Annotated in this window: 16 protein-coding genes; 5 read left to right on the forward strand and 11 right to left on the reverse strand. The window is 70.7% G+C overall.

The window, feature by feature from the left end:
* Position 1 precedes the first annotated feature (1 nt).
* The 11 genes from WMR31_RS15590 to WMR31_RS15640 form a co-directional block, all read right to left on the reverse strand.
* Positions 2-5,812: a family 78 glycoside hydrolase catalytic domain gene (locus WMR31_RS15590; protein ID WP_340539782.1), complete on the reverse strand. Its 5,811-nt coding sequence runs from the start codon at positions 5,810-5,812 to the stop codon at positions 2-4.
* A 168-nt stretch (positions 5,813-5,980) separates the two neighbouring features.
* On the reverse strand, positions 5,981-6,190 hold the full coding sequence (locus tag WMR31_RS15595; protein WP_340539783.1) for a helix-turn-helix domain-containing protein: 210 nt from the start codon (positions 6,188-6,190) through the stop codon (positions 5,981-5,983).
* Positions 6,191-6,214: 24 nt separating this feature from the next.
* A complete protein-coding gene (locus tag WMR31_RS15600; RefSeq protein ID WP_340539784.1) occupies positions 6,215-7,465 on the reverse strand; it encodes an alpha-hydroxy acid oxidase in 1,251 nt (416 codons plus the stop codon).
* 44 nt (positions 7,466-7,509) lie between these two features.
* Entirely contained in the window at positions 7,510-9,009 is a 1,500-nt protein-coding gene (locus WMR31_RS15605; protein ID WP_340539785.1) for a rhamnulokinase, read from the reverse strand.
* A complete protein-coding gene (locus tag WMR31_RS15610; RefSeq protein WP_340539786.1) occupies positions 9,006-11,054 on the reverse strand; it encodes a bifunctional aldolase/short-chain dehydrogenase in 2,049 nt (682 codons plus the stop codon). Before WMR31_RS15610 ends, WMR31_RS15605 begins: the two co-directional genes overlap by 4 nt.
* Positions 11,055-11,123: 69 nt before the next feature.
* On the reverse strand, positions 11,124-12,308 hold the full coding sequence (gene rhaI, locus WMR31_RS15615; RefSeq protein ID WP_340539787.1) for an L-rhamnose isomerase: 1,185 nt from the start codon (positions 12,306-12,308) through the stop codon (positions 11,124-11,126).
* Positions 12,309-12,310: 2 nt separating this feature from the next.
* On the reverse strand, positions 12,311-12,652 hold the full coding sequence (locus WMR31_RS15620; RefSeq protein ID WP_340539788.1) for an L-rhamnose mutarotase: 342 nt from the start codon (positions 12,650-12,652) through the stop codon (positions 12,311-12,313).
* Positions 12,653-12,887: 235 nt separating this feature from the next.
* Positions 12,888-13,925: a rhamnose ABC transporter substrate-binding protein gene (gene rhaS / locus WMR31_RS15625; RefSeq protein WP_340539789.1), complete on the reverse strand. Its 1,038-nt coding sequence runs from the start codon at positions 13,923-13,925 to the stop codon at positions 12,888-12,890.
* A 24-nt stretch (positions 13,926-13,949) separates the two neighbouring features.
* Positions 13,950-15,065, reverse strand: a complete 1,116-nt coding sequence (locus WMR31_RS15630; protein ID WP_340539790.1) for an ABC transporter permease — start codon at positions 15,063-15,065, stop codon at positions 13,950-13,952.
* The gene (locus WMR31_RS15635) at positions 15,062-16,099 is read right to left on the reverse strand and encodes an ABC transporter permease (RefSeq protein WP_340539791.1); all 1,038 of its coding nucleotides are present in this window, start codon (positions 16,097-16,099) and stop codon (positions 15,062-15,064) included. Before WMR31_RS15635 ends, WMR31_RS15630 begins: the two co-directional genes overlap by 4 nt.
* The gene (locus WMR31_RS15640) at positions 16,096-17,658 is read right to left on the reverse strand and encodes a sugar ABC transporter ATP-binding protein (protein WP_340539792.1); all 1,563 of its coding nucleotides are present in this window, start codon (positions 17,656-17,658) and stop codon (positions 16,096-16,098) included. The genes WMR31_RS15635 and WMR31_RS15640 overlap by 4 nt, the downstream gene beginning before the upstream one ends.
* Before the next feature lie 164 nt (positions 17,659-17,822).
* Between WMR31_RS15640 and WMR31_RS15645 the strand changes: the two genes are divergently transcribed.
* The 5 genes from WMR31_RS15645 (at position 17,823) to WMR31_RS15665 (ending at position 24,630) form a co-directional block, all read left to right on the forward strand.
* Complete coding sequence (locus tag WMR31_RS15645; protein ID WP_340539793.1) at positions 17,823-18,860, forward strand: LacI family DNA-binding transcriptional regulator; 1,038 nt, start codon at positions 17,823-17,825, stop codon at positions 18,858-18,860.
* Positions 18,861-19,088: 228 nt separating this feature from the next.
* A complete protein-coding gene (gene icmF / locus WMR31_RS15650) occupies positions 19,089-22,307 on the forward strand; it encodes a fused isobutyryl-CoA mutase/GTPase IcmF (RefSeq protein WP_340539794.1) in 3,219 nt (1,072 codons plus the stop codon).
* Positions 22,308-22,489: 182 nt separating this feature from the next.
* Entirely contained in the window at positions 22,490-23,110 is a 621-nt protein-coding gene (locus tag WMR31_RS15655; RefSeq protein ID WP_340539795.1) for a DUF4333 domain-containing protein, read from the forward strand.
* 18 nt (positions 23,111-23,128) lie between these two features.
* Entirely contained in the window at positions 23,129-23,872 is a 744-nt protein-coding gene (locus WMR31_RS15660; RefSeq protein WP_340539796.1) for a helical backbone metal receptor, read from the forward strand.
* Between the two features lie 86 nt (positions 23,873-23,958).
* Positions 23,959-24,630, forward strand: coding sequence for a Type 1 glutamine amidotransferase-like domain-containing protein (locus WMR31_RS15665; RefSeq protein WP_340539797.1), 672 nt, complete (start codon positions 23,959-23,961; stop codon positions 24,628-24,630).
* Positions 24,631-24,636 lie beyond the last annotated feature (6 nt).

A 24,636-nucleotide genomic window follows, 5' to 3' on the forward strand; every position in this document is an offset into this window, starting at 1 on the left:
GTCAGGTACCGCGCACGGTGGCGGGGGCGGAGGTCGCCGCCGCGACACTCGGCGAGCCGAGGTAGCGGACGGTCACCCGGTGGCGGCCCTTGGCGACCACGACCTTGGTCGAGGCCTTCGAGCCCTTGAGCGTGGCCGTGCCGACCACCTTGCCGTCGACCAGGAAGCGCACCTTCCCGGTCGCGGTGGCACCGGTGGCCTTGACCGTCGACCGCACCGTGACCTTCTTGCCGGCCTTCACCTGGGTGCGGCTGACCGCCACCGACACGGTGGCGGTCGCCTTCGCGACCGGCGCCGTCGATGCCGACACCGCTGTGCCCGGCGCGAGTCCGGCCTTGGTGGCGGTCACCCGGACCGAGATCCGCTTGCCGACGTCGGCGGCGGAGGGCGTGTACGTGGCCCGAGTCGCCCCGGCGATCGGGCTCCCGTTGCGCAGCCACTGGCGGGTGAAGCCCAGTCCGGTGGTGTTCCAGGTGCCGGTGGTGGACGACAGGGTGCGCCCGACCATCGCGGCGCCGGTGATCTGCGGCAGCAGGACCGGCGCGACCTCGTCGACGTCGGCGAGCGTGATGGTGGCCTGCCGCATCGTCTCGGCGTTCCCGGCGACGTCGGTCGAGGCGAACTCCACCAGGTGCTCGCCGAAGCCACGCACCGCGATCGGCGCGCCGTCGCTGGTCATCCAGTCGCCGCCGTCGATGCGGTAGCGAGTGGTGGCGACTCCACTGAGAGCATCGCTCGCACTCAACGTCACCGTGGCCCGGTCGGCCGCCTCGGCGCCGCCGCCCCGCTTGACCGCGATCTCGGTGACCGGCGCCGTGGCGTCGATCCCCACCTCGAGCTCGCCGACAGGTGACCGGTTCCCGGAGGCGTCGGTGGCCCGGTAGGACAGCGCGTGCCGGCCCTCGCCGGTCACCGCCACCGGAGCGACGTAGGCCTGCCAGCCGGCACCGCCGGCATCTCCGACCTGCACCAGCGGTGCCGCGTCGCGGTTGTCCGCCGCGCGAACCGCCACCGTGACGCCGGAGCGGTACCAGCCGTTGTCGCCGGCCCGGCCGCTCGCCACCACCGCAGAGACGTCCGGCGCCTGGGTGTCGGCGGGCACGCCGAGGACCCAGAGATCGGCGATCGAGGGATCGAAGAACCCGGCGGCGTCGGTCGGATACTCGAACTTGATCCGCACGTTGCCGTCGTTGTCGAGCACGGCGGGATCGTCGATCAGCGCGTCGTAGGTGACGGTTCCCGCCCCGCTCGCGGCGCGCGGGACCAGCTGGGTGCGGACCTGCACGTCGTCGACGTACACGTGGTACTTCTTCGTGCGCGCACCGTCGAAGGTCTCGATGTTGCGCAGCACGAACGGCTGCCCGGCCGGCACGTCCACGGTCGCGGAGTACCACGCGCCCGGGTAGGCCGAGTGGGCGTAGCGGCGGGTCAGGCCGGCCTCGACGTTGGTGCCGCTACTGGGCGCAGCCATGATGCCGTGCGCCTTCTCGGACGCCGCGTCGCCGAAGTCGACGTGGTCGAGGACCGTTGCCTCGGGTGGTGTCGGCAGGTCGAGGGTCACGCTCGCTTCCGACGAGGCGAGCTCGTCCGCTCCGCGCACCAGGTCGACGGTGACGGGGACCGGGCCGCCGACCACGTCGAGCGGGACGACGACGGCCACCGTGAGATCGGTGCTCTCACCGGCCGGCACCAGCGTGTCGCGCGACGGGACGGCGGCCCAGCCGTCGGGCAGGCTCACCGCGGCGTGCACACGGACGTCGGCGGTGCCGGCATTGCGCACCGGCACGGTGAGCGTCGCGTGCTCGCTGGGGTCGGCGCCGTCGAGAGCCAGGGCCGGCGTGCCGATCTCGAGCCCGGAGGTGACGTTGACCCAGTCGGGAGTCGTGTCGGTGAAGGTGAAGTCCTTGTCACCGGCTGTGTAGTCGAGCTTCAGCGTCGCGTCGTAGCCGCCCGGCGCCTGGCCGGCCGGCACCTCGATCGACACCGGCAGCTGCGCCGAGGCGCCCGCCGCGACGGGGCCGCTGTCGACGTCGGCGGACCCGATCCCCTCGACCTCGACGGTGCCATCGATCCCGGTAAGCGGGACGTCGCCGTCGTTGGTGATCTCAACCGTCCCGACGGCCGTGTCGCCGGCGAGCACGGGGCCGGAGATCGGAGGCAGGGTGACCGTGACTCCCATCGCCGAGGTGAGCGCGCGAACCAGCTTGGCCTCGATGGCGGCGAGACTGGCGTCGAGGTCTCCACGCACAGGCGCGTCGACCGCCGAGTCGGCGAGCCAGGCGCGCAGGTCGCGGATGCTCGCGAGGGCGGACTCCAGGGCCGCGGTCGCGGCCTTGTCGTCGCCGTCCACTCCGGCGAGGAGAGCGGTGCTCACATCGCCGTGGACCTTCTCCAGGACGCCGTCGACGTGGTCGCCGTCCTCCGCCGCCAGGTCGCCGGACGCCGTCAGGTCCGCGACGTGGGTCCGGAGCATCCCGATGTCCTCGAGGATCGCCCCGAGGAGCGCGTTGCTGCCCACGACCGCGAAGTCGTAGGACCCCGAGCCGACCGTGATCGTGACCGTATCACCGTCGTCGACGACGTCGAGCACACCGTCGGCGTCGCTCAGCAGACCGCCGCTCTCGAGCACCGCGTAGCCGTTCTCGGCGGGCAGCACGACCTGCGCGGTGGTGTTCACCGGGACGTCGGCGGCCAGCGTGAGGTCGTCGCCGTCGAGGTTCCACTCGGTGGCGATCGTGCCGTACGGCGAGTCGAAGGAGCCCTGGCCGTGGGTCAGGCCGCCGCCGACGTTCGGCTCGATCCGGCTGACCTTGTAGCCGGCCTCGATCGGCTTGATCGCGCCGATGTTCTGGTACATCCAGTCGCCGACGGCGCCGTAGGCGTAGTGGTTGAAGGAGTTCATGCCGACGTCACCGAAGGAGCCGTCCGGCTTGATGGAGTCCCACCGCTCCCACATGGTGGTGGCGCCGTTCTCGACCTCGTAGCCCCACGACGGGTAGTCCTTGTGCATGAGCAGGGTGTAGGCGAGGTCGTCACGGCCGATGCTGCTCAGCGCGGGCAGCAGCCACGGCGTGCCGAGGAAGCCGGTGCTGAGGTGGTTGTTCTTGCTGGCCAGCTTCGCGACGAACCGGGCGGCGACCTTGTCGCGCAGGGCCGGGTCGTCGACGAGGTTCATGCCCAGCGCCATCGCGTAGGCGGTCTGGCTGTTGCCGACGACGGTCCCGTCTGCCTGGACGAGGGTGTCGGTGAACGCCGCACGGATGTCGCCGGACAGACCCGCGTACTCGGCGGCGTCGGCGTCCTTGCCGAGGGCCTTCGCCATCTCCGACAGCATCCGGGCGTTCTCGGCGAAGTAGGCGGTGCCGAGGACACTGGTCGGCGTCGGGTCGTCGAGGTTCAGCCAGTCGTCCCAGTTGCCGCGGGCGGTGTCGATCAGGTCGGGCCCGGCGCCGTCGACGGTGAACTGGAAGAACCGCTGCATGGCCGCGTAGTTGTCGCGGACGATCGCGGTGTCGCCGCGGGCGAGCCAGACGGCGTAGGGCACGGTGATCATGGCGTCGGACCAGCCGAGCCCGCTGCCGAGGTCGATGCCCGGCGGCACCGGCGCGATGCCGGGCAGGTCGCCGTCGGGGAGGGCGGAGTCGGTCAAGTCGGTCATCCACTTGGTGAGGAACGGGCTGGTGTTGCGCAGATAGCTCGCTGTGGGGGCGAAGACGTTGATGTCTCCGGTCCAGCCGAGCCGTTCGTCGCGAGCCGGGGTGTCGGTGGGGATGGACAGGAAGTTGCCTCGCTGGCCCCACGAGATGTTGCTCGCCAGCTGGTTGAGCATCGGGTCGGACGTCTTCAGGGTGCCGGTGGCCGGGAGGTCGGAGCCCCAGACGACGCCGGTCACATCACCGGTCGCGGGTGCGGCGTCGAGGCCGGTGATCTCCAGGTAGCGGAAGCCGTGCTGGGTGAAGGTCGGCTCGTAGGTGATGGTGCCGTCGGTGGCGAAGGTGTAGCGGTCGGTCACCTTGGCTGCCCGCAGGTTCGCGGTGTAGAGGGTGCCGTCGGGGTTGAGCATCTCGCCGTAGCGGATCGTCACGGTGTCGCCGGCCTGGCCGGTGAGCCTCATCCGCGCGACGCCGACCATGTTCTGGCCGAGGTCGTAGACGAATGCGCCGGGCGAGGGCTCGGTGCGCTCGCGCACAGCGATCTCCTCGGTGGTGCGCACCGGCTCGTCCGGCTGGGGCACCACCTTCGACGTCGCCGACGGGCGCTCGGTCACCGGCGCCCAGGCGGCGTCGTCGAAGCCGGGCTGGTCCCAGCCGGCGATCTCGAAGCGGGCGTCGTAGGTCTCGCCGTCGATGTTGTCGGTGAAGGCGTAGGGGCCGCGCCGGGTGCGCCAGCCGTCGCCGGTGTCGACCCACCGGGAGGTGCCGTCGGTGTAGTCGATCCGGAGCCGGGCCAGCAGCGACAGGTCGCGTCCGTAGACGCCGGGGCCCCACATGCCGACCTTGCCGCCCCACCAGCCGTTGGCGAGCTCGGCGGTGAAGGAGTTCTCACCCGACCGGAGCAGGTCGGTGACGTCGTAGGTCTGGTGCTGGAAGCGCTTGGTGTAGTCGGTCCACCCGGGCGCGAGGTGCTCGTCGCCCACCTCGTCGCCGTTGAGCCCCAGCTCGTAGACGCCGCGCGCGGTGGCGTAGATCCGCGCCCGCGCGACGGTCTTGCCGGCCGCGGCGTCGAAGTCGGTGCGCAGCAGGGGCATCCGGGTGTCCGGTGAGACCCACAGTGCGTCGGTGTTGCCGGCGATCTGGAGGCCACCCGGCACGAGGGTCCCGGCGCTGAACGGGTTGCCCTGGGTCGCGAAGTCGGTGTCGAGGAGCGTCGTGCCGTCGGCCGCGGTGACCCGCACGTCGTGCACGGTCATCTTCTCGGTGCCCTCGGTGGCCTGGCTGGAGCGCAGGCCGACGTAGCCGCGGCCCGAGGTGGTGTCGGTGCGGGTGTCGATGACGGTGCCGTCGAGCTTCGTGGTGATCGTGCTGCCGGCGAAGGTGACGCTCATCGTGTGCTCGCCGCGGGCCAGCTCGTCGGCGGAGATGACCGAGGAGATGTCCTTGCTCTCGATCAGGGTGAAGGCCCCGTTCACCTTGCGGTGCGGACGGAACTGCGGGACACCGTTAGCGACCTTGAGCTGCCACATGTAGCCGTTGCCCAGGTCGGGAGCGCGGAGGTAGGCGGCGAAGACCAGGTTGTCGATGGTGAAGTCGAAGTCGGCGGTGTAGTCGGTCCACCGGGCGAGCTCGGTGCCGGCGTCGGCGCCGATCCAGGCGGCGTCGCCCCAGTCGGAGCCATCGAGCAGGCCGGTCTCGAACGTTGCGGGCTCGCTCCACTCCGAGGCCTGGTCGGCGCCGTCCCACACCTTGACCTGCCACACGTAGCGGGTGCCGGAGGTCAGCGCGGGTCCGCCGTAGGGCACGTCGGCCTGCCGGTCGGAGGTGACCTTGCCGCTGTCCCAGACATCGGCGCCGCCGAGGCTGTCCTCGGAGGTCGCGACCCGCACCTGATAGGCGCTCTGGACGACGCCGCGCGCGTCGGACTCGGAGGACCACGACAGGCTCGGCGCCGCGCCGGGGATGCCGAGCGGGTCGACCCGGCCGTTCGTCATCAGTGCGGAGACCGAGACCGGCGCGGCGGCCGCCGCCTGACTCGCGCCGGGTTCGGCGGCGTGAGCGCTGGGCGCCTGGAAGGTGAGCGCCAGGGCCAGCGCGAGGACTCCGACCAGCGGCCGGGCCGGTCGAGGGGAACGCAGTGGACGTCGATCGCGTGTCATGGCACGCCTTTCGCGAGGGGGGCATCGAGCGCCTCTCGCTCCCGAACCTGAAACGATTCAGGCGGAGACGCGCTCTCACCCTAGAACCGCCGTGACCGGCGTCACAAGGGTCCGATCGTGGCCGCTTCCGGCCATACCGACCACCGCTGCGCGCGCGGCCCCCGACGCTCAGATCAGGCCGGCTCGAACCGCGATCACCACTGTCTCGATGGTGGAATCGACACCGAGCTCGTCGCCCAGCGCCCGCAGCCGACGACGCACGGTGCGCTCGGAGAGCCCGGTACGGCGCGCCACCGAGGCGACGGTGTGACCCTCGGCCAGCAACCCGAGGATGGCGAGATCGTCCGAGGACGGCGCCCAGGCGCTGGCACGATTCAACCCGGCGTCCGCCACCGCGACACCTCAGTCGTCGAGGCGTTGCGGCGCCAGCCGCCGCAGCGCGGTGACGTGCTCGGGCTGGAGCTCGTCGAGCGTGCTGACCCCCAGCAGCCGCATGGTGCGCTCGATCTGGCCACGCAGAATGTCGATGGTGCGGTCGACGCCGTCGCGGCCCCCGGCCATCAGCCCGTAGAGGTAGGCGCGACCGACGAGGGTGAAGTGCGCGCCGTGTGCGAGCGCGGCGACGACGTCCTGACCCGACATGATGCCGGTGTCGAGGTGGATCTCGACGCCGGAGCCCCGGGTCGCGCGCACCACCTCGGGAAGCAGGTGGAACGGGATGGGCGCCCGGTCGAGCTGACGGCCGCCGTGGTTGGACAGCAGGATCGCATCGACGCCGCTCTCGGCGAGCCGCACGGCGTCGGGCACCGACTGCACGCCCTTGACCACGACCTTGCCGGGCCACTGCGAGCGGATCCACTCCAGGTCCTCGTAGGTGACCGTCGGGTCGAACATCGTGTCCAGCAGGTCGGCCACGGTGCCGGACCACGAGTCGAGGCTGGCGAACGCGAGCGGCTCGGTGGTGAGGAAGTTGATCCACCAGGCCGGGCGCGGGATCGCGTTGACGACGGTGCGCGGGGTCAGCGTCGGCGGGATCGTCATGCCATTGCGGACATCGCGCAGCCGAGCCCCCGCGACCGGGACGTCGACGGTGACCAGCAGCGTGTCGTAGCCCGCCGCGGCCGCGCGGTCGACCAGCGCCATCGAGCGGTCGCGGTCCTTCCACATGTAGAGCTGGAACCAGTTGCGCGCGCCGGACGACGCCGGAGCAGCGGCGGCGACGTCCTCGATCGAGGTGGTGCCCATCGTCGAGAGCGAGAACGGGATGCCCGCCGCGGCGGCCGCCGTCGCCCCGGCGATCTCGCCCTCGGCCTGCATCATCCGGGTGAAGCCGGTGGGCGCGATCCCGAAGGGCAGCGCGACCCGCTTCCCGAGCACCTCGCGCGAGGTGTCGACGTGGGAGACGTCGCGCAGGATCGCCGGGTGGAACTCGACGTCGCCGAAGGCCTGTCGCGCCCGCGCCAGCGAGACCTCCCCCTCGGCCGCGCCGTCGGTGTAGTCGAAGGCCGCCTTGGGCGTACGCCGCTTGGCGATCCGGCGCAGGTCCTCGATCGTGAGCGCCTTCTCGAGGCGCCGCGCCTTCGGCGAGAGCTCCGGCTTCTTGAACTTCAGCAGCGGGGCCAGGTCGTGTCGCTTCGGCAGTTGCCGCTTCATGGTTGCCATGCTCCCGTGGTGTCGTGTGATCGGTGAGTCGTTCATCATCGCCTAGTGGCACTTGCCGACAGACGGCGCTCGGCGGCGTCCCAGTCGAGGCCGCCGCGCGCCTCGTACCGGACGACGTCGTGGGCGCGGCGCACGAGCGCACGCATGGCGGCGAGGTCGGGGAGGTCGGCGCCGAGCGCTCTGGCCTGTACGAGCACGTTGCCGAGCGCGGCGGCCTCGGCCGGGCCCGCCTCGACCGGCAGGCCGGTCGCGTCGGCGGTGAGCTGGCACAGCAGTCGGTTCTGTGTGCCGCCGCCGACGATGTGGACGACGCCCAGCGAACGACCGGCCAAGGCCGCGGCCGTCCGGAGCTGATGCCGGTAGGCCAGCGCCAGCCCGTCGAGGATGGTGCGGGTGATCTCGACCGGCGTGTGCGGCACCGGCTCCCCCGCGCGCTCGGCGAGAGCCTGGATCCGGGCCGGCATGTCGCCGGGAGGCAGCAGGCTCGGGTCGTTGACGTCGACCACGGTGCGCAGGGCGGGCGCCTCGGCCGCCGCCGCGAGCAGGGCCGGCAGATCGGCGTCCGGTAGGCCGTGGTCGGCCCAGGTGCGTACCGACTCCGACAGCACCCACAGCCCCATCACGTTCTTGAGGAACCGCACCGTGCCGTCGACGCCGCCCTCGTTGGTGAAGTCGGCCAGCCGCGCATCCTCGGTGAGCACCGGCGAGTCCAGCTCGAGGCCGACCAGCGACCAGGTGCCCGAGGAGATGTAGCCGAAGTCCGGCTCGGCAGCCGGGACGCCTACCACCGCGGAGGCGGTGTCGTGCGAGCCGACGGCCACCACGGGCACGCCGGGACCGACGCCCAGCTGGTCGGCGACCGCGGGCAGGAGGGGTCCGACCGGCTCGCCCGGATCGCGCAGCGGCGGCAGCACCCTGGTCGGCAGGCCGCACTCGGCGACCAGGTCGAGTGCCCACTCGCGCGCCCGGATGTCGTAGAGCCCGGTCGTGGAGGCGTTGGTGCGCTCGGCCCCGAGCCGGCCGGTGAGCCAGTAGCCGAGCAGGTCGGGCAGCAGCAGCAGCGTCTCGGCCGACTCCAGCGCCGGCGTCCCGCGGGCGGCGGCGAGCTGGTAGATGGTGGTGAAGGGCAGCTGCTGGAGACCGGTGGTGGCGTACATCCGCTCCGCCCCGGAGCCATGCAGTTCCCCCAGCACCTTCTCGGCCATCCCGTCGGTGCGGGAGTCCCGGTGGCTGTAGGGATTGCCGAGCAGTGCTCCGCCGCGATCGAGCAGTCCGTAGTCGATGGCCCAGGAGTCGATGCCGATCCCGTCCAGCCGACCCCGGCGGGCGATGTCGCGCAGGCCGACCAGCACCTCGCGATAGATGCCCAGCACGTCCCAGTGCAGCGAGTCGTGGACGCGGACCGCCCCGTTGGGGAAACGGTGCACCTCCTCGAGCTCGAGCACGTCCGGGCCCACGAGCCCCGCCATCACCCGGCCGCTGGTCGCGCCCAGGTCGACGGCGGCGACACGCAGGTGCCCGGACGGCAGGCTCATCGCAGGAAGGCCGCCGCGACGCCGGCGTCCACCGGGATGTGCAGCCCGGTGGTGTGGGTCATGTCCGGTCCACAGAGCACGAAGACCGCGTTGGCGATGTGGGACGGGAGGACCTCGCGCTTGAGGATCGTGCGCTGGGCGTAGAACTTGCCCAGGTCCTCCTCCTCGACGCCGTAGACGGCCGCTCGGTTCGCACCCCAGCCGGAGGCGAAGATGCCCGAGCCCTGGACGACGCCGTCGGGGTTGACGCCGTTGACCTTGACGCCGTGCGCGCCCAGCTCGGCGGCGAGCAGGCGGACCTGGTGGGCCTGGTCGGCCTTCGCGGCACCGTAGGCGACGTTGTTGGGGCCGGCGAAGATCGAGTTCTTGCTGGAGATGTAGACGATGTCGCCGCCCATCCCCTGCTCGATGAGCACCTTCGCGGCGGCCTTGGCGACCAGGAAGGAGCCCTTGGCCATCACGTCGTGCTGGAGGTCCCAGTCGTCCTCGCTGGTCTCGAGCAGCGAGCGGGAGAGCGACAGTCCGGCGTTGTTGACCACCAGGTCGAGCCCGCCGAAGGCGAGCACGGCGGCGTCGACCATCGCCTGTACCGCGGCGGCGTCGGACACGTCGACCTGGACACCGACCGCGACGTCGGCGTTGCCGATCTCGGCCGCGGCCGCCTGCGCCTTCTCCAACGAGAGATCGGCGATCACCACGCACGCGCCCTCGGCGGCGAGCTTCTCCGCGGTGGCCTTGCCGATGCCGGAGGCGGCGCCGGTGACCAACGCGATCCGGGTGGCCAGCGGCTTCGGCTTCGGCATCCGCTGGAGCTTGGCCTCCTCCAGCGCCCAGTACTCGATGCGGAACTTCTCCGCCTCGTCGATCGGCGCGTAGGTGGAGAGCCCCTCCGCGCCGCGCATCACGTTGATGGCGTTGACGTAGAACTCCCCGGCCACGCGGGCGGTCTGCTTGTCCTTGCCGTAGCTGAACATGCCCACGCCGGGCACCAGCACGATGAGCGGGTCGGCGCCGCGGATCGCGGGGCTCTCGGCCGTGGCGTTGCGGTCGTAGTAGCCCTGGTAGTCCTCGCGGTAGGCCTCGTGCAGCTCCTTGAGCCGCGCGATGCTCTCCTCCACGGTGGCCGAGGCGGGCAGGTCGAGCACCAGCGGCTTCACCTTGGTGCGCAGGAAGTGGTCGGGGCAGCTCGTGCCGAGGGCCGCGAGGCGCGGATGCTCGGCGGCGGCGAGGAAGTCGAGGACGACGTCGCTGTCGGTGAAGTGACCGACCATCGGCCGGTCCTGGCTGGCGATGCCGCGGATGGTGGGAGCCAGGGCAGCCGCCTTCGCACGACGCTCCTCCGGCGGCAGCGCGCCGTAGCCGTCGAGCGCGGGACCGAAGGGCTCGGACTTGGAGTGCTCGGCGATGTAGTCGGCCGCGGTGTCGATGATCCACAGCGAGTTGCGCTCGGCCTCCTCGGAGGTGTCGCCCCACGCGGTGATGCCGTGGCCGCCGAGGATGCAGCCGACCGCCTGCGGGTTCTTCTCCTTGATCTCGGCGATGTCGAGGCCGAGCTGGAAGCCGGGACGCCGCCACGGCACCCACACGACCTTGTCGCCGAAGATCGTGGCGGTGAGCTCCTCGCCGTCCGCGGCGGTGGCGATGGCGATGCCGGAGTCGGGGTGCAGGTGGTCGACGTGGGCGGCGTCGACGAGGCCATGCATGGCGGTGTCGATCGACGGTGCCGCACCGCCCTTGCCGTGCAGGCAGTAGTCGAAGGCGGCGACCATCTCGTCCTCGCGGTCGATCCCGGGGTAGACGTCGACCAGGGCGCGCATGCGATCGAGCCGGAGCACGGCCAGCCCGGACTCCTTGAGGGTGCCGAGGTCGCCGCCGGAGCCCTTGACCCAGACGAGCTCGACGGGCTCACCGGTGACCGGGTCGGTCTCGGTGCCCTTCGCCGAGGTGTTGCCGCCCGCGTAGTTGGTGTTCTTGGGGTCGGCGCCGAGGCGGTTCGACCGCGCGATGAGCTCGGCGGCGGTGTTGCTCGGGGTGGGGTTGCTCATGGTTCCTTCCAGCGGGTGACAGGTGCGGGGGGGTGACGGGTGCGGTGACAGGGGCTCAGGAGACGTCGTTCAGGTCCAGGACAGCTGGGTGCCGCCGACGCGGGCGGCCTCGATCTCCTGCTGGTAGCCGGACTCGGCGTAGGCGCGCATCGGGTCGGCCGGCAGTCCGCGCTCCTCGCGCCACGCGGCGAGGTCGGGCCGGACGTCGGTGCTGAAGGCGTCCATGAAGATCGCGTTCGCGCCCAGGACGTCGCCGGCCTCCTGAGCGGCGGTGAGCGCGTCGCGATCGACGAGCAGTGCGCGGGCGGTCATCTCCTGGACGTTGAGGACCGACCGGATCTGTCCGGGGATCTTGTCCTCGATGTTGTGGCACTGGTCGAGCATGAAGGCCACGTCGGCGTCCGGGTCGAGCGGCGCATAGCCACCGCCGCGGATCACCTCGAAGAGGATCCGGAACAGCTGGAACGGGTCGGCGGCGCCGACGATGAGGTCGTCGTCGGCGTAGAAGCGGGAGTTGAAGTCGAACGAGCCGAGCTTCCCCAGCCGCAGGAGCTGCATGACGATGAACTCGATGTTCGTGCCGGGGGCGTGGTGGCCGGTGTCGAGGCAGACCACGGCTCGTTCGCCGAGCGCGGCCACCTGGGCGTACGAGGTGCCCCAGTCGGGCACGTCGGTGTGGTAGAACGCCGGCTCGAAGAACTTGTACTCGAGCACGAGCCGCTGGCCTTCGCCGATCCGCTCGTAGATCTTGGCCAAGGAGTCGGCCAGCCGGTCCTGCCGACCACGCAGGTCGGCCTGGCCCGGGTAGTTGCTGCCCTCCGCCAGCCAGATCTTGAGATCCCGTGAGCCGGTGGTGTTCATGACGTCGATGCACTCGAAGTGGTGGTCGATCGCCTTCTGCCGGACCGAGCGGTCGACGTGGGTGAGCGCACCGAGCTTGTAGTCGTCGTCCTGGAAGGTGTTGGAGTTGACCGTGCCGAGCTCGACGCCCTGCTCGCCGGCGTACGCGCGCAGCGCGGCGTAGTCGTCGACGCGGTCCCACGGGATGTGCAGGGCGACCTTGGGCGCCAGGCCGGTGAGTCGGTGCACGGTGGCGGCGTCGGCGATCTTCTCCTCCACCGTGCGTGGGGTGCCGGTGGAGCCGAAGACCTTGAATCGGGTCCCGGAGTTCCCGAAGGCCCAGGAGGGCAGCTCGATGGCCTGCCCCTCGAGGAGCGGCGCGATCTCGGCGAAGGCGCGCGAGGTGTCGGTCATGATCAGCTTTCCGTGGTCGTGAGCTGGTCCTCGAGGTGGAACACCTCGCGGAGCGCGACGAAGCCCTCGTCGGGGGGTGCGTCGAGGTCGAGGAAGAACTCGGCCATCTCGGCCTGCCACCGGGCGTTCACCTCGGTGCGACCCATGGCCTCCTGGGCGGCGGCCAGGTCGTCGGACTCGACGTACCCGACCAGGAGGCCGTCCTCACGCAGGAACAGGGAGTAGTTGCGCCAGCCCGTCTCCGCGAGCGCGGCGAGCATGTCGGGCCAGACGGCGGCGTGCCGGGCGGCGTACTCCTCCAGCCGCTCCGGGCGCACCTGGAGGGTGAAGCAGTAGCGCGGCACGGCGCGTTCCCCCTGTTCCTGCGTGAGTAGTGGTTGATCGATCTGTTCGGATCTGTTCAGCGCGGCTGCGGTCTCGACACGCGGGCTGCGACCTCGTTCCTCGGTCGCACGGCTTGCTCGACCACCAACAGCCCATCCGCTGGCACGGCTGGTCTCGACACGCCGGCTGCGACCTCGTTCCTCGGTCGTACGGCTTGCTCGACCACCATCAGCGCATCCGCTGGCGCGGCTGCGCTCAGAAGTCGAAGTCGTCGATGTTGTCGGCGTTGAAGACGAACGGGTCTCCGAGCACGACGACGCCGTCGGCGCCGACGGTGTACTCACCGAGGTCGCCGGCCTCGAAGGTGTCGCCCTCCTCGCCGGTGATGTCGCCCTTCACGAGCGCGTCGGCGGTGAACGCGGCCAGGTAGCCGAGCTCGTCGGGGTTCCACAGAGCGAACTCGGTGACCGTGCCGTCCTTGACGAAGGTCTTCATCTGGCTGGGCGCGCCGAGCCCGGTCAGCGCGACCTTGCCCTTGAACTCCGAGGTCGACAGGTAGCGCGCCGCGGCGGCGATGCCGACCGTGGTCGGCGAGACGATGCCCTTGAGGTTGGGGTGCGCCTGGAGCAGCGCGGCGGTCTCGTCGAAGGACTTCTGGTCGTCGTCGTCGCCGTAGACGGTGTCGACGAGGGTGATGTCGGGGTAGTTGGCCTTGAGGTCCTCCTCCATCAGCTTGATCCACTCGTTCTGGTTGGTCGCGTTCGCCGCGGCCGAGAGGATCGCGATCTCGCCGGAGCCGCCGATCTGGTCGGCGATGAGCTCGATCTGCTTGGTGGCGATGCCCTCGGCGTCGGCCTGGCTGACGAACACGTCGCGGCAGCTGGTGTCGGAGTCGAAGGTGACGACCTTGATGTCGACCTCCTGGGCCTGCTCGATCGAGTCGCACAGGGCGTCTTGGTCGTTGGCCGAGATGACCAGGGCGTTGACGCCCTGCTGGGTGGCGGTCTGGATGAAGGAGACCTGCGTGTCCGGACCGGACTCGCCGGATCCTGGCCCGACCTCGTCGATGGTGCCGCCGAACTCCTTGGCAGCGCGCTCGGAGCCCGCCGTACTCGCCTCGAAGTAGGGGTTGCCGAGGTTCTTCGGGATCACGGTGATCTTGGCGGCGTCGTCGCCACCACCGCCGCCGCCGTTCCCGCTGTCGCCGTCGTCGCCGCCGCAGGCGGTGAGCGCCACCGAGGCTGTGAGGGCCAGCGCGGCAAGAGCTGCGAGCCGCCGGTTCTTGTTCAACATGTGTCGGTGCCTTTCGTGAACTGATTACTTGTCGAGCGACGGTCCGCCGGAGGCGGGCGGCTCTGGAGCGGGAGTCGACGGCGGGGCCTCCGCCGTCGGTCCGGCCCGACCTGGGACGAGCCCGGAGATCCAGGTCAGGAGCATGGGGGCGACCACCGAGGCGACGAGCAGGCAGCCGATCACGATGTTGGTGACCTCGGTGCGGACGCCGTCGAGGCGCATCGCACTGTTGATGACCGCGATGAGGAGGACGCCGGCGACGACGCCCGGCAGCGAGCCGCGGCCGCCGAAGATCGACACGCCGCCGAGCAGCACCGCTGCGATCACCTGCAGCTCGAGGTTCACCGAGGAGTCGCCGCGCGCGACGCTGGAGTACAGCGTCTGGTAGATGCCGGCGATGGCCGCGACGAGCCCGGCGAGGGTGAACAGGATCAGCTTGGTGCGCGCGATGTTCACCCCGGTGAAGCGCGCCGCCTCGTCGTTGAGGCCGATCTCGTAGATTCCGCGGCCGAAGGTGGTGAAGTGCAGCAGCACCCCGAAGGCGATGGTCAGCAGGAGCAGCGGGATCACGAACTGGGGATAGCTCGAGCCGTCGCTGAGGCGCTCGCGGGTGAGGTCGGTCCACTTCTCCGGATAGCCCTTGATCGACTCGGTGCCGAGGAAGCCCTTGGCCAGCCCGCGGAAGAGGGCGAGCGTGCCGATGGTGACCGCGAGCGAGGGCAGCTTCAGGTAGGCCACCAGGAAGCCGTTGAACAGACCGCAGGCGACGCCGGTGGCGAGCGCGACGCCTAGCGCGGCGACGAATGGCAGATCCCACTTGGTGTAGGCGATGCCGAGCATGGCCCCGGTGAGGGCCATCGTGCTGGCCACGGAGAGGTCGATCTCGCCGGTGATGATGATCAGCGTCATCGGGAGCGCCAGCAGCATGATCGGCGCCGACTCGAGGAACAGGAAGTAGATCGTGAGCGGGCCGTCGAAGCCGACGATGTTCGCGCGGGCGTAGATGAACACCACGACCAGCAGCGCCACGATCGCGAACTCGCGGGTCGCGATCAGGCGCCAGAGGAACGGGCGCTGGTAGGAGGCGTAGGTGCGCTCGTCGACCGCACGGTCGAGGGTGGAGGTCAGGGGTGCGTTCACGACGTCGCCTCTCTGTCGACGGCGAGCCTTCGTTCGGCCCGGGAGGAGAGCACCCGGTCCAGGACGATGGCGCCGATGATCAGGGCGCCGACGACGGCCTGCTGGTAGAAGTCGGAGACCCCGAGGATCGGGAGGACCCGGTTGATCGTGACGAGGAGGAAGGCGCCGATCGCCGCGCCCCACACCGAGCCGCTGCCGCCGAAGATGGCCACGCCCCCGATGACCGCGGCGGCGACGGCCTGCAGCTCGATCCCCTGGCCGGCATTCGACGAGACCCCGCCGTAGCGGGCCGCCCAGAACACGCCGGCCAGTCCGGCGAGGGCGCCGGAGGCGATGAAGGCGCCCAGCACCCGGCGCCGGATCGGCAGTCCGAAGAGCGCCGCTGCGTCGGGATCGGAACCGATCGCGTAGAGCTCGCGTCCGCCGCGCGCCGTCCGCAGGTAGTAGCCCACCGCGATCACGACGAGGAGGGACAAGATGGTCAGCACCGGGATCGTGAGGATCTGCTTGGTGCCGAGGTCGAGGAAGCCGGGGTCGAGCTCGCCGGCGTTGACCCGGTCGCTGCCGGCCCAGCGCAGCAGGATGCCGCGATAGACGAGCATGGTGCCGAGCGTGATCACCAGCGCCGGCACCCGTGCCACCGCGATGATCAGTCCGTTGATCGCACCGAGTCCGGCGCCGAGCGCGACGCCGCCGAGGGCGGCGAGCCAGGGCGAGTGACCCGCCGACATGATCTCGCCGGTGGCGTAGGCGCACAGTCCGAGTGTCGAGCCGACCGAGAGGTCGACGTTGCGGGTGATGATCACCATCGTCTGCCCGGCCGCGAGCAGCATCAGGATGCTCGGGGTGAGCAGCAGGTCGCGCCACCGGTCGCCGGTGAGGAAGCCGTCGCTCTTGAACGTCGCGACCGCGATGAGGAGCAGCAGCACCACCAGGACGGCGATCTCGCGCGAGCGCACGAGGCCGCCGAGGATGTGGCCGACGTCGGGGCGGCGTCGGGTGGGTGCGGGAGGAGTGTCGAGCGCGGTGTTCATGCCGTGACCTCCTTGACGGCCTCGGCCTCGTGCTCGAGGTGGATCTGGTCGGGGGTGGTGCCGGTGGCCGCGGCCATCACGGTCTCGGGAGTCGCCTCACCGCGGGCGAGCTCGGCGGTGATCCGGCCCTCGCACACCACGAGCACGCGGTCGGCCATGCCGAGCACCTCGGGAAGCTCGCTGGAGATCATCAGCACCGCGAGGCCCTGCCCGGCGAGCTCGGAGAGCAGCCGGTGCACCTCGGACTTGGTGCCGACGTCGATGCCTCGGGTCGGCTCGTCGATGATCAGCAGCTTGGGTCCGGTGGCCAGCCACTTGGCGATGACGACCTTCTGCTGGTTGCCCCCGCTCATCGTGGTGGCGGCCATGTCGAGGGCGTTGGTCTTCACCTCGAGGCGGGAGGCCCAGGGGCGCACCGCCTTGTTCTCCATGCCGGTGGCGATGAGGCCGCCCTTGGCGATCCGGCCGCGGATCACCCCGGCGATGTTGTGGGCCACCGAGCTGTCGATGACCAGTCCCTGCTGGCGTCGGTCCTCGGGGACGAACGCGATGCCGGCCTTGATCGCGGCACGCGGGCTGCCCGGACGGATTGGCTTCCCGTCGAGGGTGACCCGGCCGCTGCGGTACTTGTCGACGCCGAACACAGCACGGGCGATCTCGCTGCGACCGGCGCCCACGAGCCCCGCCAGGGCGACGATCTCGCCGGCCCGGACGTCGAAGGAGATGTCGCGGAACACGCCGGGTGAGTCGAGGTTCTCGACCGAGAGGACGACGTCGCCGATCTCGGCGTCGACCTTGGGGAAGAGGTCGTCGACCTCACGTCCGACCATGAGCGAGACCAGGGCCGGCACGGTGGTCTCGGCGACCTTCTCGGTGCCGACGTAGGCGCCGTCGCGCATCACGGTGACGGTGTCGCACAGGTCGAAGACCTCGTCGAAGCGGTGGGAGATGAACACCAGGCCGCGGCCCTCGTCGCGCAGGGATCGGGCCACGGCGAAGAGCCGCTCCACCTCGACGCCGGAGAGGGCGGCAGTGGGCTCGTCCATCACGAGGAGGGAGGCGTCCAGGGAGATGGCCTTGGCGATCTCGATGATCTGCTGGTCGGCGATCGAGAGTCCGCGCGCCGAGCGGCGCGGGTCGATGCGGACCCCGAGGCGCCGGAAGATCGACTCGGCCTCCTCGTGCATGGCGGCGCGGTCGATGCGTCGGCCGGCTCCGAGGGGCATCCGGCCCATGAAGATGTTCTCGGTGACCGAGAGGTCGGGGAAGAGCGTCGGCTCCTGGTAGATGACCGCGATCCCCGCGCCCTTGGATTCGGCGGTGGAGGAGAAGTCGACGTCATTGCCCTTGAAGCGGAAGGTGCCGCCGTCGCGCCGGTGCACACCCGCCACGATCTTGACCAGCGTCGACTTGCCCGCGCCGTTCTCGCCGATCAGGGCGTGGATGGAGCCCGGCTCGACCCGCAGGGTGCCCGATCGCAGCGCCTGGACGGCACCGAAGGACTTGCGCACATCGGTCAGCTCGAGTACCGCGGGCAGTGATTGAAAGGTTTCACTCACGGGGCAGAGAGTAGGTGACCGCGCTCACAACGCGCAACAGTCGCGACGAAGTTTTTCGACGCGATCGCCCAGCGGGCTCGGACTCTCAAGTGGCCCACGCGTCGAAGGTCGATCTCCGCGACGACGTAGTACGTTTCACTCAGCACTCCTCGGACAGGACCTCTATGGCGCTCAACCACGCACCTCGCGGTAGCCGCTCCGCCTCCGTCAAGGACGTCGCCGCTGCCGCCGGCGTCTCCCTCGGGACGGTCTCGAACGTGCTCAACCGCCCCGACCGGGTGAGCACTCCGACTCGCGAGCGCGTCGAGCGGGCCATGGCCGATCTCGGCTTCGTGCGCAACGAGTCGGCCCGGCAGCTGCGCGCCGGCACCAGCCGCACCCTCGCCTACGTCGTCCTCGATGCCGGCAACCCCTTCTTCACCGACGTCGCCGACGGCATGGACAGCGCCGCCGAGCAGGCCGGGCTCTCCCTGGTGCTGTGCAACAGCGGCCAGCGCGCCGACCGGGAGGCCGCCCACCTCGCGCTCTTCCAGCAGCAGCGGGTGCAGGGACTGCTGGTCACGCCCGTGGATCCCGAGTCGCCCAGCCTCGATGCCGTCCGCGACCGGGGCACGCCGGTGGTGATCGTCGACCGCACCCGCACCGGCAGCGCCTTCTGCTCGGTGGCCGTCGACGACGTCCTCGGCGGCCGGATCGCGATCGAGCACCTCCTCGACCGGGGGCACACGCGGATCGCCTTCGTGGGCGGGCCTCCCGACCTCGGCCAGGTCCGCGACCGGCTCGTCGGGTCCCGTGCGGCCTGGGCCGACGCCGGCCTCCCCGAAGGTGACCTGACCGAGACTCTCACCCCCACCCTCGACGTCGAGGCCGGGCGCGAGGCGGGCGCCCGGATCGCCGGCCTGCCGAAGTCGCGGCGCCCCACTGCGGCCTTCTGTGCCAACGACATGACCGCCCTCGGCCTGCTCCAGCACGCGATCGGCAACGGCGTCCGCGTCCCCGAGGACCTCGCGATCGTCGGCTACGACGACATCCAGTTCGCCGGGGCCGCCGCCGTCCCCCTCACCTCGGTCCGCCAACCGCGCACCGAGCTGGGCCGCGCCGCCGCCGAGCTCGCCATCGACGAGGCCACCAACCCCGCCCACGAGCACCAGCAGGTGATCTTCACCCCCGAGCTGGTCGCCCGCGAGTCCACCCGCCACTGACCATCCTGCGCTGACCCGTCAGCCATAGCGGACGGGTCGGCGTCCCACTTGCGCTGACCCGTCAGCTATAGCGGACGGGTCGGCGTCCCATTTGCGCATTTGCGCTGACCCGTCAGCCATAGCGGACGGGTCGGCGTGAATGGGGCGGTCATGGATCAAACTGGTTGGACTTCCTATCAAATCGATGAGACCCTTGAAGCACCGCGTCCGCCACCCCAGGGAGCCACCGTGTCCGAGCTTCACGTGCCGTCGAACCCCGTCCGCCTGGTCACTGCGAGCAGCCTGTTCGACGGCCATGACGCCTCGATCAACATCATGCGGCGGATCTTCCAGAGCCAGGGCTGCGAGGTGATCCACCTCGGCCACAACCGGTCGGTCCAGGAGGTCGTCGACGCCGCCCTCGAGGAGGACGTGCAGGGCGTGGCCGTCTCGTCCTACCAGGGCGGGCACGTGGAGTACTTCGAGTACCTCGTGGAGTCGCTGCGGGCCCAGGGCGCCGACCACGTGAAGGTCGTCGGCGGTGGCGGCGGCGTGATCGTGCAGGACGAGATCGACCGGCTCCGCGCCAGCGGCGTCACGATCTTCTCCCCCGAGGACGGCCAGCGGATGGGCCTGGTCGGCATGATCAACTCGGTGGTCGCCGACTGCGACTCCGACCTGTGGCAGACCAAGCAGGTCACCGCCGAGCAGATCCTCAGCGGCGACCGGTTCGCGGTGGCGCGGGCGATCACCGGCGCCGAGACCGGGCGTCTGGACGACGAACTGCTCGCCGCCGTCCGCGCGGCCGCCGACCGGCACCCGGTGCCCGTGCTCGGCATCACCGGCACCGGCGGCTCCGGGAAGTCCTCCCTCACCGACGAGCTGGTGCGCCGCTTCCGCGTCGACCAGCAGGACAAGCTGCGCATCGCGGTGATCGCCATCGACCCGACCCGCCGCAAGGGCGGCGGCGCGCTGCTCGGCGACCGGATCCGGATGAACTCCCTCGACGGCGAGCGCGTCTTCTTCCGCTCACTGGCCACCCGCGGCGCCCACGAGATCCCCGACCAGATCGCCGACGTCGTCGCCATGCTCAAGGCGGCCGGCTTCGACCTGGTGGTCGTCGAGACGCCGGGCATCGGCCAGGGCGACGCCGCGATCGTCCCGTTCGTCGACACCTCGATGTACGTGATGACGCCGGAGTTCGGCGCCGCCTCGCAGCTGGAGAAGATCGACATGCTCGACTTCGCCGACGTGGTGGCGATCAACAAGTTCGAGCGCCGCGGCGCCGCCGACGCCCTGCGCGACGTCGGCCGCCAGCTGGTGCGCAACCGCGAGGCGTTCGGCAAGCAGCCCTCCGACATGCCGGTCTTCGGCACCTCGGCCGCCCGCTTCAACGACGACGGCGTCACCGCGCTCTACCAGCACCTGCGTGGCCTGCTCGCCGACGGCGGCCTGCCGGTCACCGAGGGCACGCTGCCCGCCGTCGACACAAAGACGTCGTCCGCGATCACCCAGGTGATCCCCGGCGACCGGGTGCGCTACCTGTCCGAGATCACCGAGACGGTGCGCGCCTACCACGCCCGCACCGACGAGCTGGCCGACGCCGCCCGCCGCGTCCAGCGGCTCTCCGAGGTCGCCGCCGAGCTCACCGACCGCGCCGAGATCGACCGCCTGCTCGAGCAGGCGCGCGAGGACCTTCCCCGCGAGGTCCGCGACCAGATCGACGGCTGGGACTCGGTCGTGGAGGCCTACTCCGGCGACGAGCAGGTCGTCGTCGTCCGCGACAAGGAGATCCACACCAGCCTGGTGCGCGAGTCGCTGTCGGGCAACAAGATCCGTCGCGTCGCACTCCCCCACTACACCGACCACGGCGAGCTGGTGCGCTTCTGGCGCAAGGAGAACCTGCCCGGCATGTTCCCCTTCACCGCCGGGGTCTTCCAGTTCAAGCGCGACGGCGAGGACCCGGCTCGGATGTTCGCCGGCGAGGGCGACCCCGCGCGCACCAACCGCCGCTTCAAGGTCCTCAGCGCCGACAGCGACGCCAAGCGGCTCTCCACGGCGTTCGACTCGGTGACCCTCTACGGTCGCGACCCCGACGAGCGCCCCGACATCTACGGCAAGGTCGGCACGTCGGGCGTGAGCGTGGCGACCCTCGACGACATGAAGGTGCTCTACGACGGGTTCGACCTGGTGGCGCCCTCGACCAGCGTGTCGATGACCATCAACGGCCCGGCCCCCACCGTGCTGGCGTTCTTCCTCAACACCGTGATCGACCAGCAGGTCGACAAGTTCCGCGACGCCGAGGGCCGCGAGCCGTCGTCCGAGGAGCGCGCCGAGCTGGCCGCCAAGGCCGTCGCGACCGTGCGCGGCACGGTGCAGGCCGACATCCTCAAGGAGGACCAGGGCCAGAACACCTGCCTGTTCTCCACCGAGTTCAGCCTGCGGATGATGGCCGACATCCAGGAGTGGTTCATCCAGAACCAGGTCCGCAACTTCTACTCGGTCTCCATCTCCGGCTACCACATCGCCGAGGCCGGAGCGAACCCGATCAGCCAGCTGGCCTTCACCCTCGCCAACGGCTTCACCTACGTCGAGTCCTACCTCGCGCGCGGCCTCGACATCGACGACTTCGCGCCCAACCTGTCGTTCTTCTTCTCCAACGGCATGGACCCCGAGTACTCGGTAATCGGCCGCGTCGCGCGCCGGATCTGGGCGGTCGCCATGCGCGACAAGTACGGCGCCAACGAGCGCTCGCAGAAGCTGAAGTACCACGTCCAGACCTCCGGACGCTCCCTGCACGCGCAGGAGATGGACTTCAACGACATCCGCACCACGCTCCAGGCGCTGATCGCGATCTACGACAACGCCAACTCCCTGCACACCAACGCCTACGACGAGGCGGTCACCACCCCCACCGAGGAGTCGGTGCGCCGGGCGCTGGCCATCCAGCTGATCATCAACCGCGAGTGGGGCCTGGCCATGAACGAGAACCCGCTCCAGGGCTCGTTCATCATCGACGAGCTCACCGACCTCGTCGAGGCCGCGGTGCTCAAGGAGTTCGACGCGATCAACGAGCGCGGCGGCGTCCTCGGCGCGATGGAGACCGGCTACCAGCGCGGCCGGATCCAGGACGAGTCGATGCTCTACGAGCACCGCAAGCACGACGGCTCGCTACCGATCATCGGCGTCAACACCTTCCGCCGGCCCGACTCCGACGACGGCACTCCCGAGCACGTCGAGCTCGCCCGCGCCACCGACGCCGAGAAGGAGTCCCAGCTCAACCGGGTCCACGCCTTCCAGGCCGAGCACGCCGAGGAGGCCACCGAGGCGCTGGCCCGCCTCAAGGACGCCGCCACCTCCGGCGAGAACGTGTTCGCCGTCCTGATGGACGCCGCCCGCGTGTGCTCCCTCGGCCAGATCACCGAGGCCTTCTTCGAGGTCGGCGGCCAGTACCGACGCAACGTCTGAGCCTCGCACGGGTCCCCCGCGCAGCGTCGTCGGATCGGGCCCCTGTGGACAGACCCCGGATAGTTTGAGGCGTTATCAACCTCGACCACCCGCCCCGAGGTTGATTACGCCTCAAACTATCCCCGGCCCGCTACCCCCGGCCCGCTCGGGCACGTCACCCACGACCATCTACGGTTGCGCCCATGACCCCACGCATGCGGCTCCCCCTGATCTCGGCTGCGGCACTGATCGCCGTCCTCTCCTTCGGCGGCTGCTCGAGCAGCGACGACGACGGCGGGAAGGACTCCGGGGACTCCGCCAGCCCGTCGTCGATCGCCGCCTCGAAGGTCGAGGAGGAGGTCAAGGCGGAGCTCACCGAGCTGGCCGGTGTCGCACCCGACGACGTCGCCTGCGTCGACCTCCCCGCCGAGGTCGATGCCTCGATCCGCTGCACCGTGAGCAGGGACGGCGAGGAGATCGGCGCGACCGTCACCGTCACCTCGGTCGACGGCGGCGACGTCGAGTTCGACATCCAGGTCGACGAGGCGTCGCCGGGGGCCGACCCGTCCTCGGGTGCGACCGGGGCGGCCGTTCCCGCCGCCGACGTCGCCGAGCAGGCGAAGCAGCAGCTGGCGGCGTCGGTCGGCCAGGAGCCCGACGACGTCACCTGCGTCGACGACCTGCCCGCCGAGGTGGGCGCCACGATCCGGTGCACCCTCACCGACGCCGGCACCCAGTACGGCGTGACCGTCACGGCCACCGAGGTCGACGGCACCAACGTGAAGTTCGACGTCCAGGTGGACCAGGAGCCGATGACCCCGTGAGGACTCGTTGAGCACCCGATGAGCACCGATCGCGACGACCTCGGCACGCCGGTCCCGCTCACGGGGCCCGCCCGGCGGGTCGTGTCCTTGGTGCCCTCCCTCACCGAGGCGCTGGTCTCCGTCGAGCCGGGGGCGGTCGTGGGTGCGACCGACTGGTGCACGCACCCCGCCGACCTCGACGTCGCCCGGGTGCGGGGCACCAAGAACCCCGACCTCGCCGCGATCCGGGCGCTGAGCCCCGACGTCGTGGTGGCGAACAAGGAGGAGAACCGCGAGCTCGACGTGCGCCGGCTGCGCGAGTCCGGCGTCACGGTGTGGGTCACCGACATCGAGACCGTGCCGCAGGCCGTCGCGTCGATGGCGCGGCTGTTCGACTTCCTCGGCTGGCACTCGCCCGACTGGCTGGCGGCCTCGCGCGACCTGTGGTGCGGCGACCGCCCGCCGGTCACCCGCACCGTCGCGGTCCCGATCTGGCGCGATCCGTGGATGGTGGTCGGCGCGCGCAACTTCACCACCGACCTGCTGCGCCGCCTGGGCTGGGCGAATGTCTACGCCGAGGACGCCGACCGCTACCCGAGCGTCGACCTCGCCGACCTCGACGCCGCCGGCGCCGACGTCGTCCTGCTCCCCGACGAGCCCTACGTCTTCACCGCCGACGACGGCCCCGAGGCCTTCACCCGAACGCCCACCGAACTGATCTCGGGCAGGCTGATCACCTGGTACGGCCCCTCCCTCGTCGAGGCGGCCGAACTGGCTCGCTGAGCCGAGACCGGCACCAGCGGGCGATGAGTCTCGCTGTCGGACCGGGTCGGTATCCGAGCATCGTCATCGACCCCGGGAGGCCACCCTTGAAGCTGCTACTCACCTCCGGCGGCGTCACGAACGCCAGCATCCGTGACACCCTGGTCGAGCTGCTGGGGAAGCCGATCGCCGACTCGACCGCGCTGTGCATCCCCACCGCGATGTACGGGCATCCGTGGAACGGCCCCGGGGAGAAGGTCTGGCGGTTCATCAGTGGGCAGGAGCCCGGAAACCCGATGGTCGACCTGGGGTGGAAGTCGATGGGCATCTTGGAGCTCACCGCGCTGCCCAGCATCGACGCCGAGCGCTGGGTCCCGCTGGTGCGCGAGACCGACGCACTCCTGGTCGCCGGCGGCGACGTCCTCTACCTGTATCACTGGATGCGGGAGACGGGACTGGTCGACCTGCTCCCGTCGCTGGACGACACCGTGTGGGTGGGACTGAGCGCGGGCAGCATGGTGATGACCCCTGAGGTCGGCGAGGAGTTCATCCAGTGGCGGCCGCCGACGGGCGACGTCGGCACGTTGGGACTGGTCGACTTCTCGATCTGCCCGCACGTCGCGCCGGACGGCGAGCCGGGCAACTCGATGGCCGAGGCCGAGCAGTGGGCGGCCGGCATCGCCGGCCCGACGTACGCCGTCGACGACCAGACTGCGATCACGGTCGTCGACGGCGCCGTCGAGGTCGTGTCGGAGGGTCACTGGCGCCAGCTGAGCTGACTATCC

Source organism: Nocardioides epinepheli, assembly GCF_037936805.1.
Taxonomy (GTDB): Bacteria; Actinomycetota; Actinomycetes; order Propionibacteriales; family Nocardioidaceae; genus Nocardioides.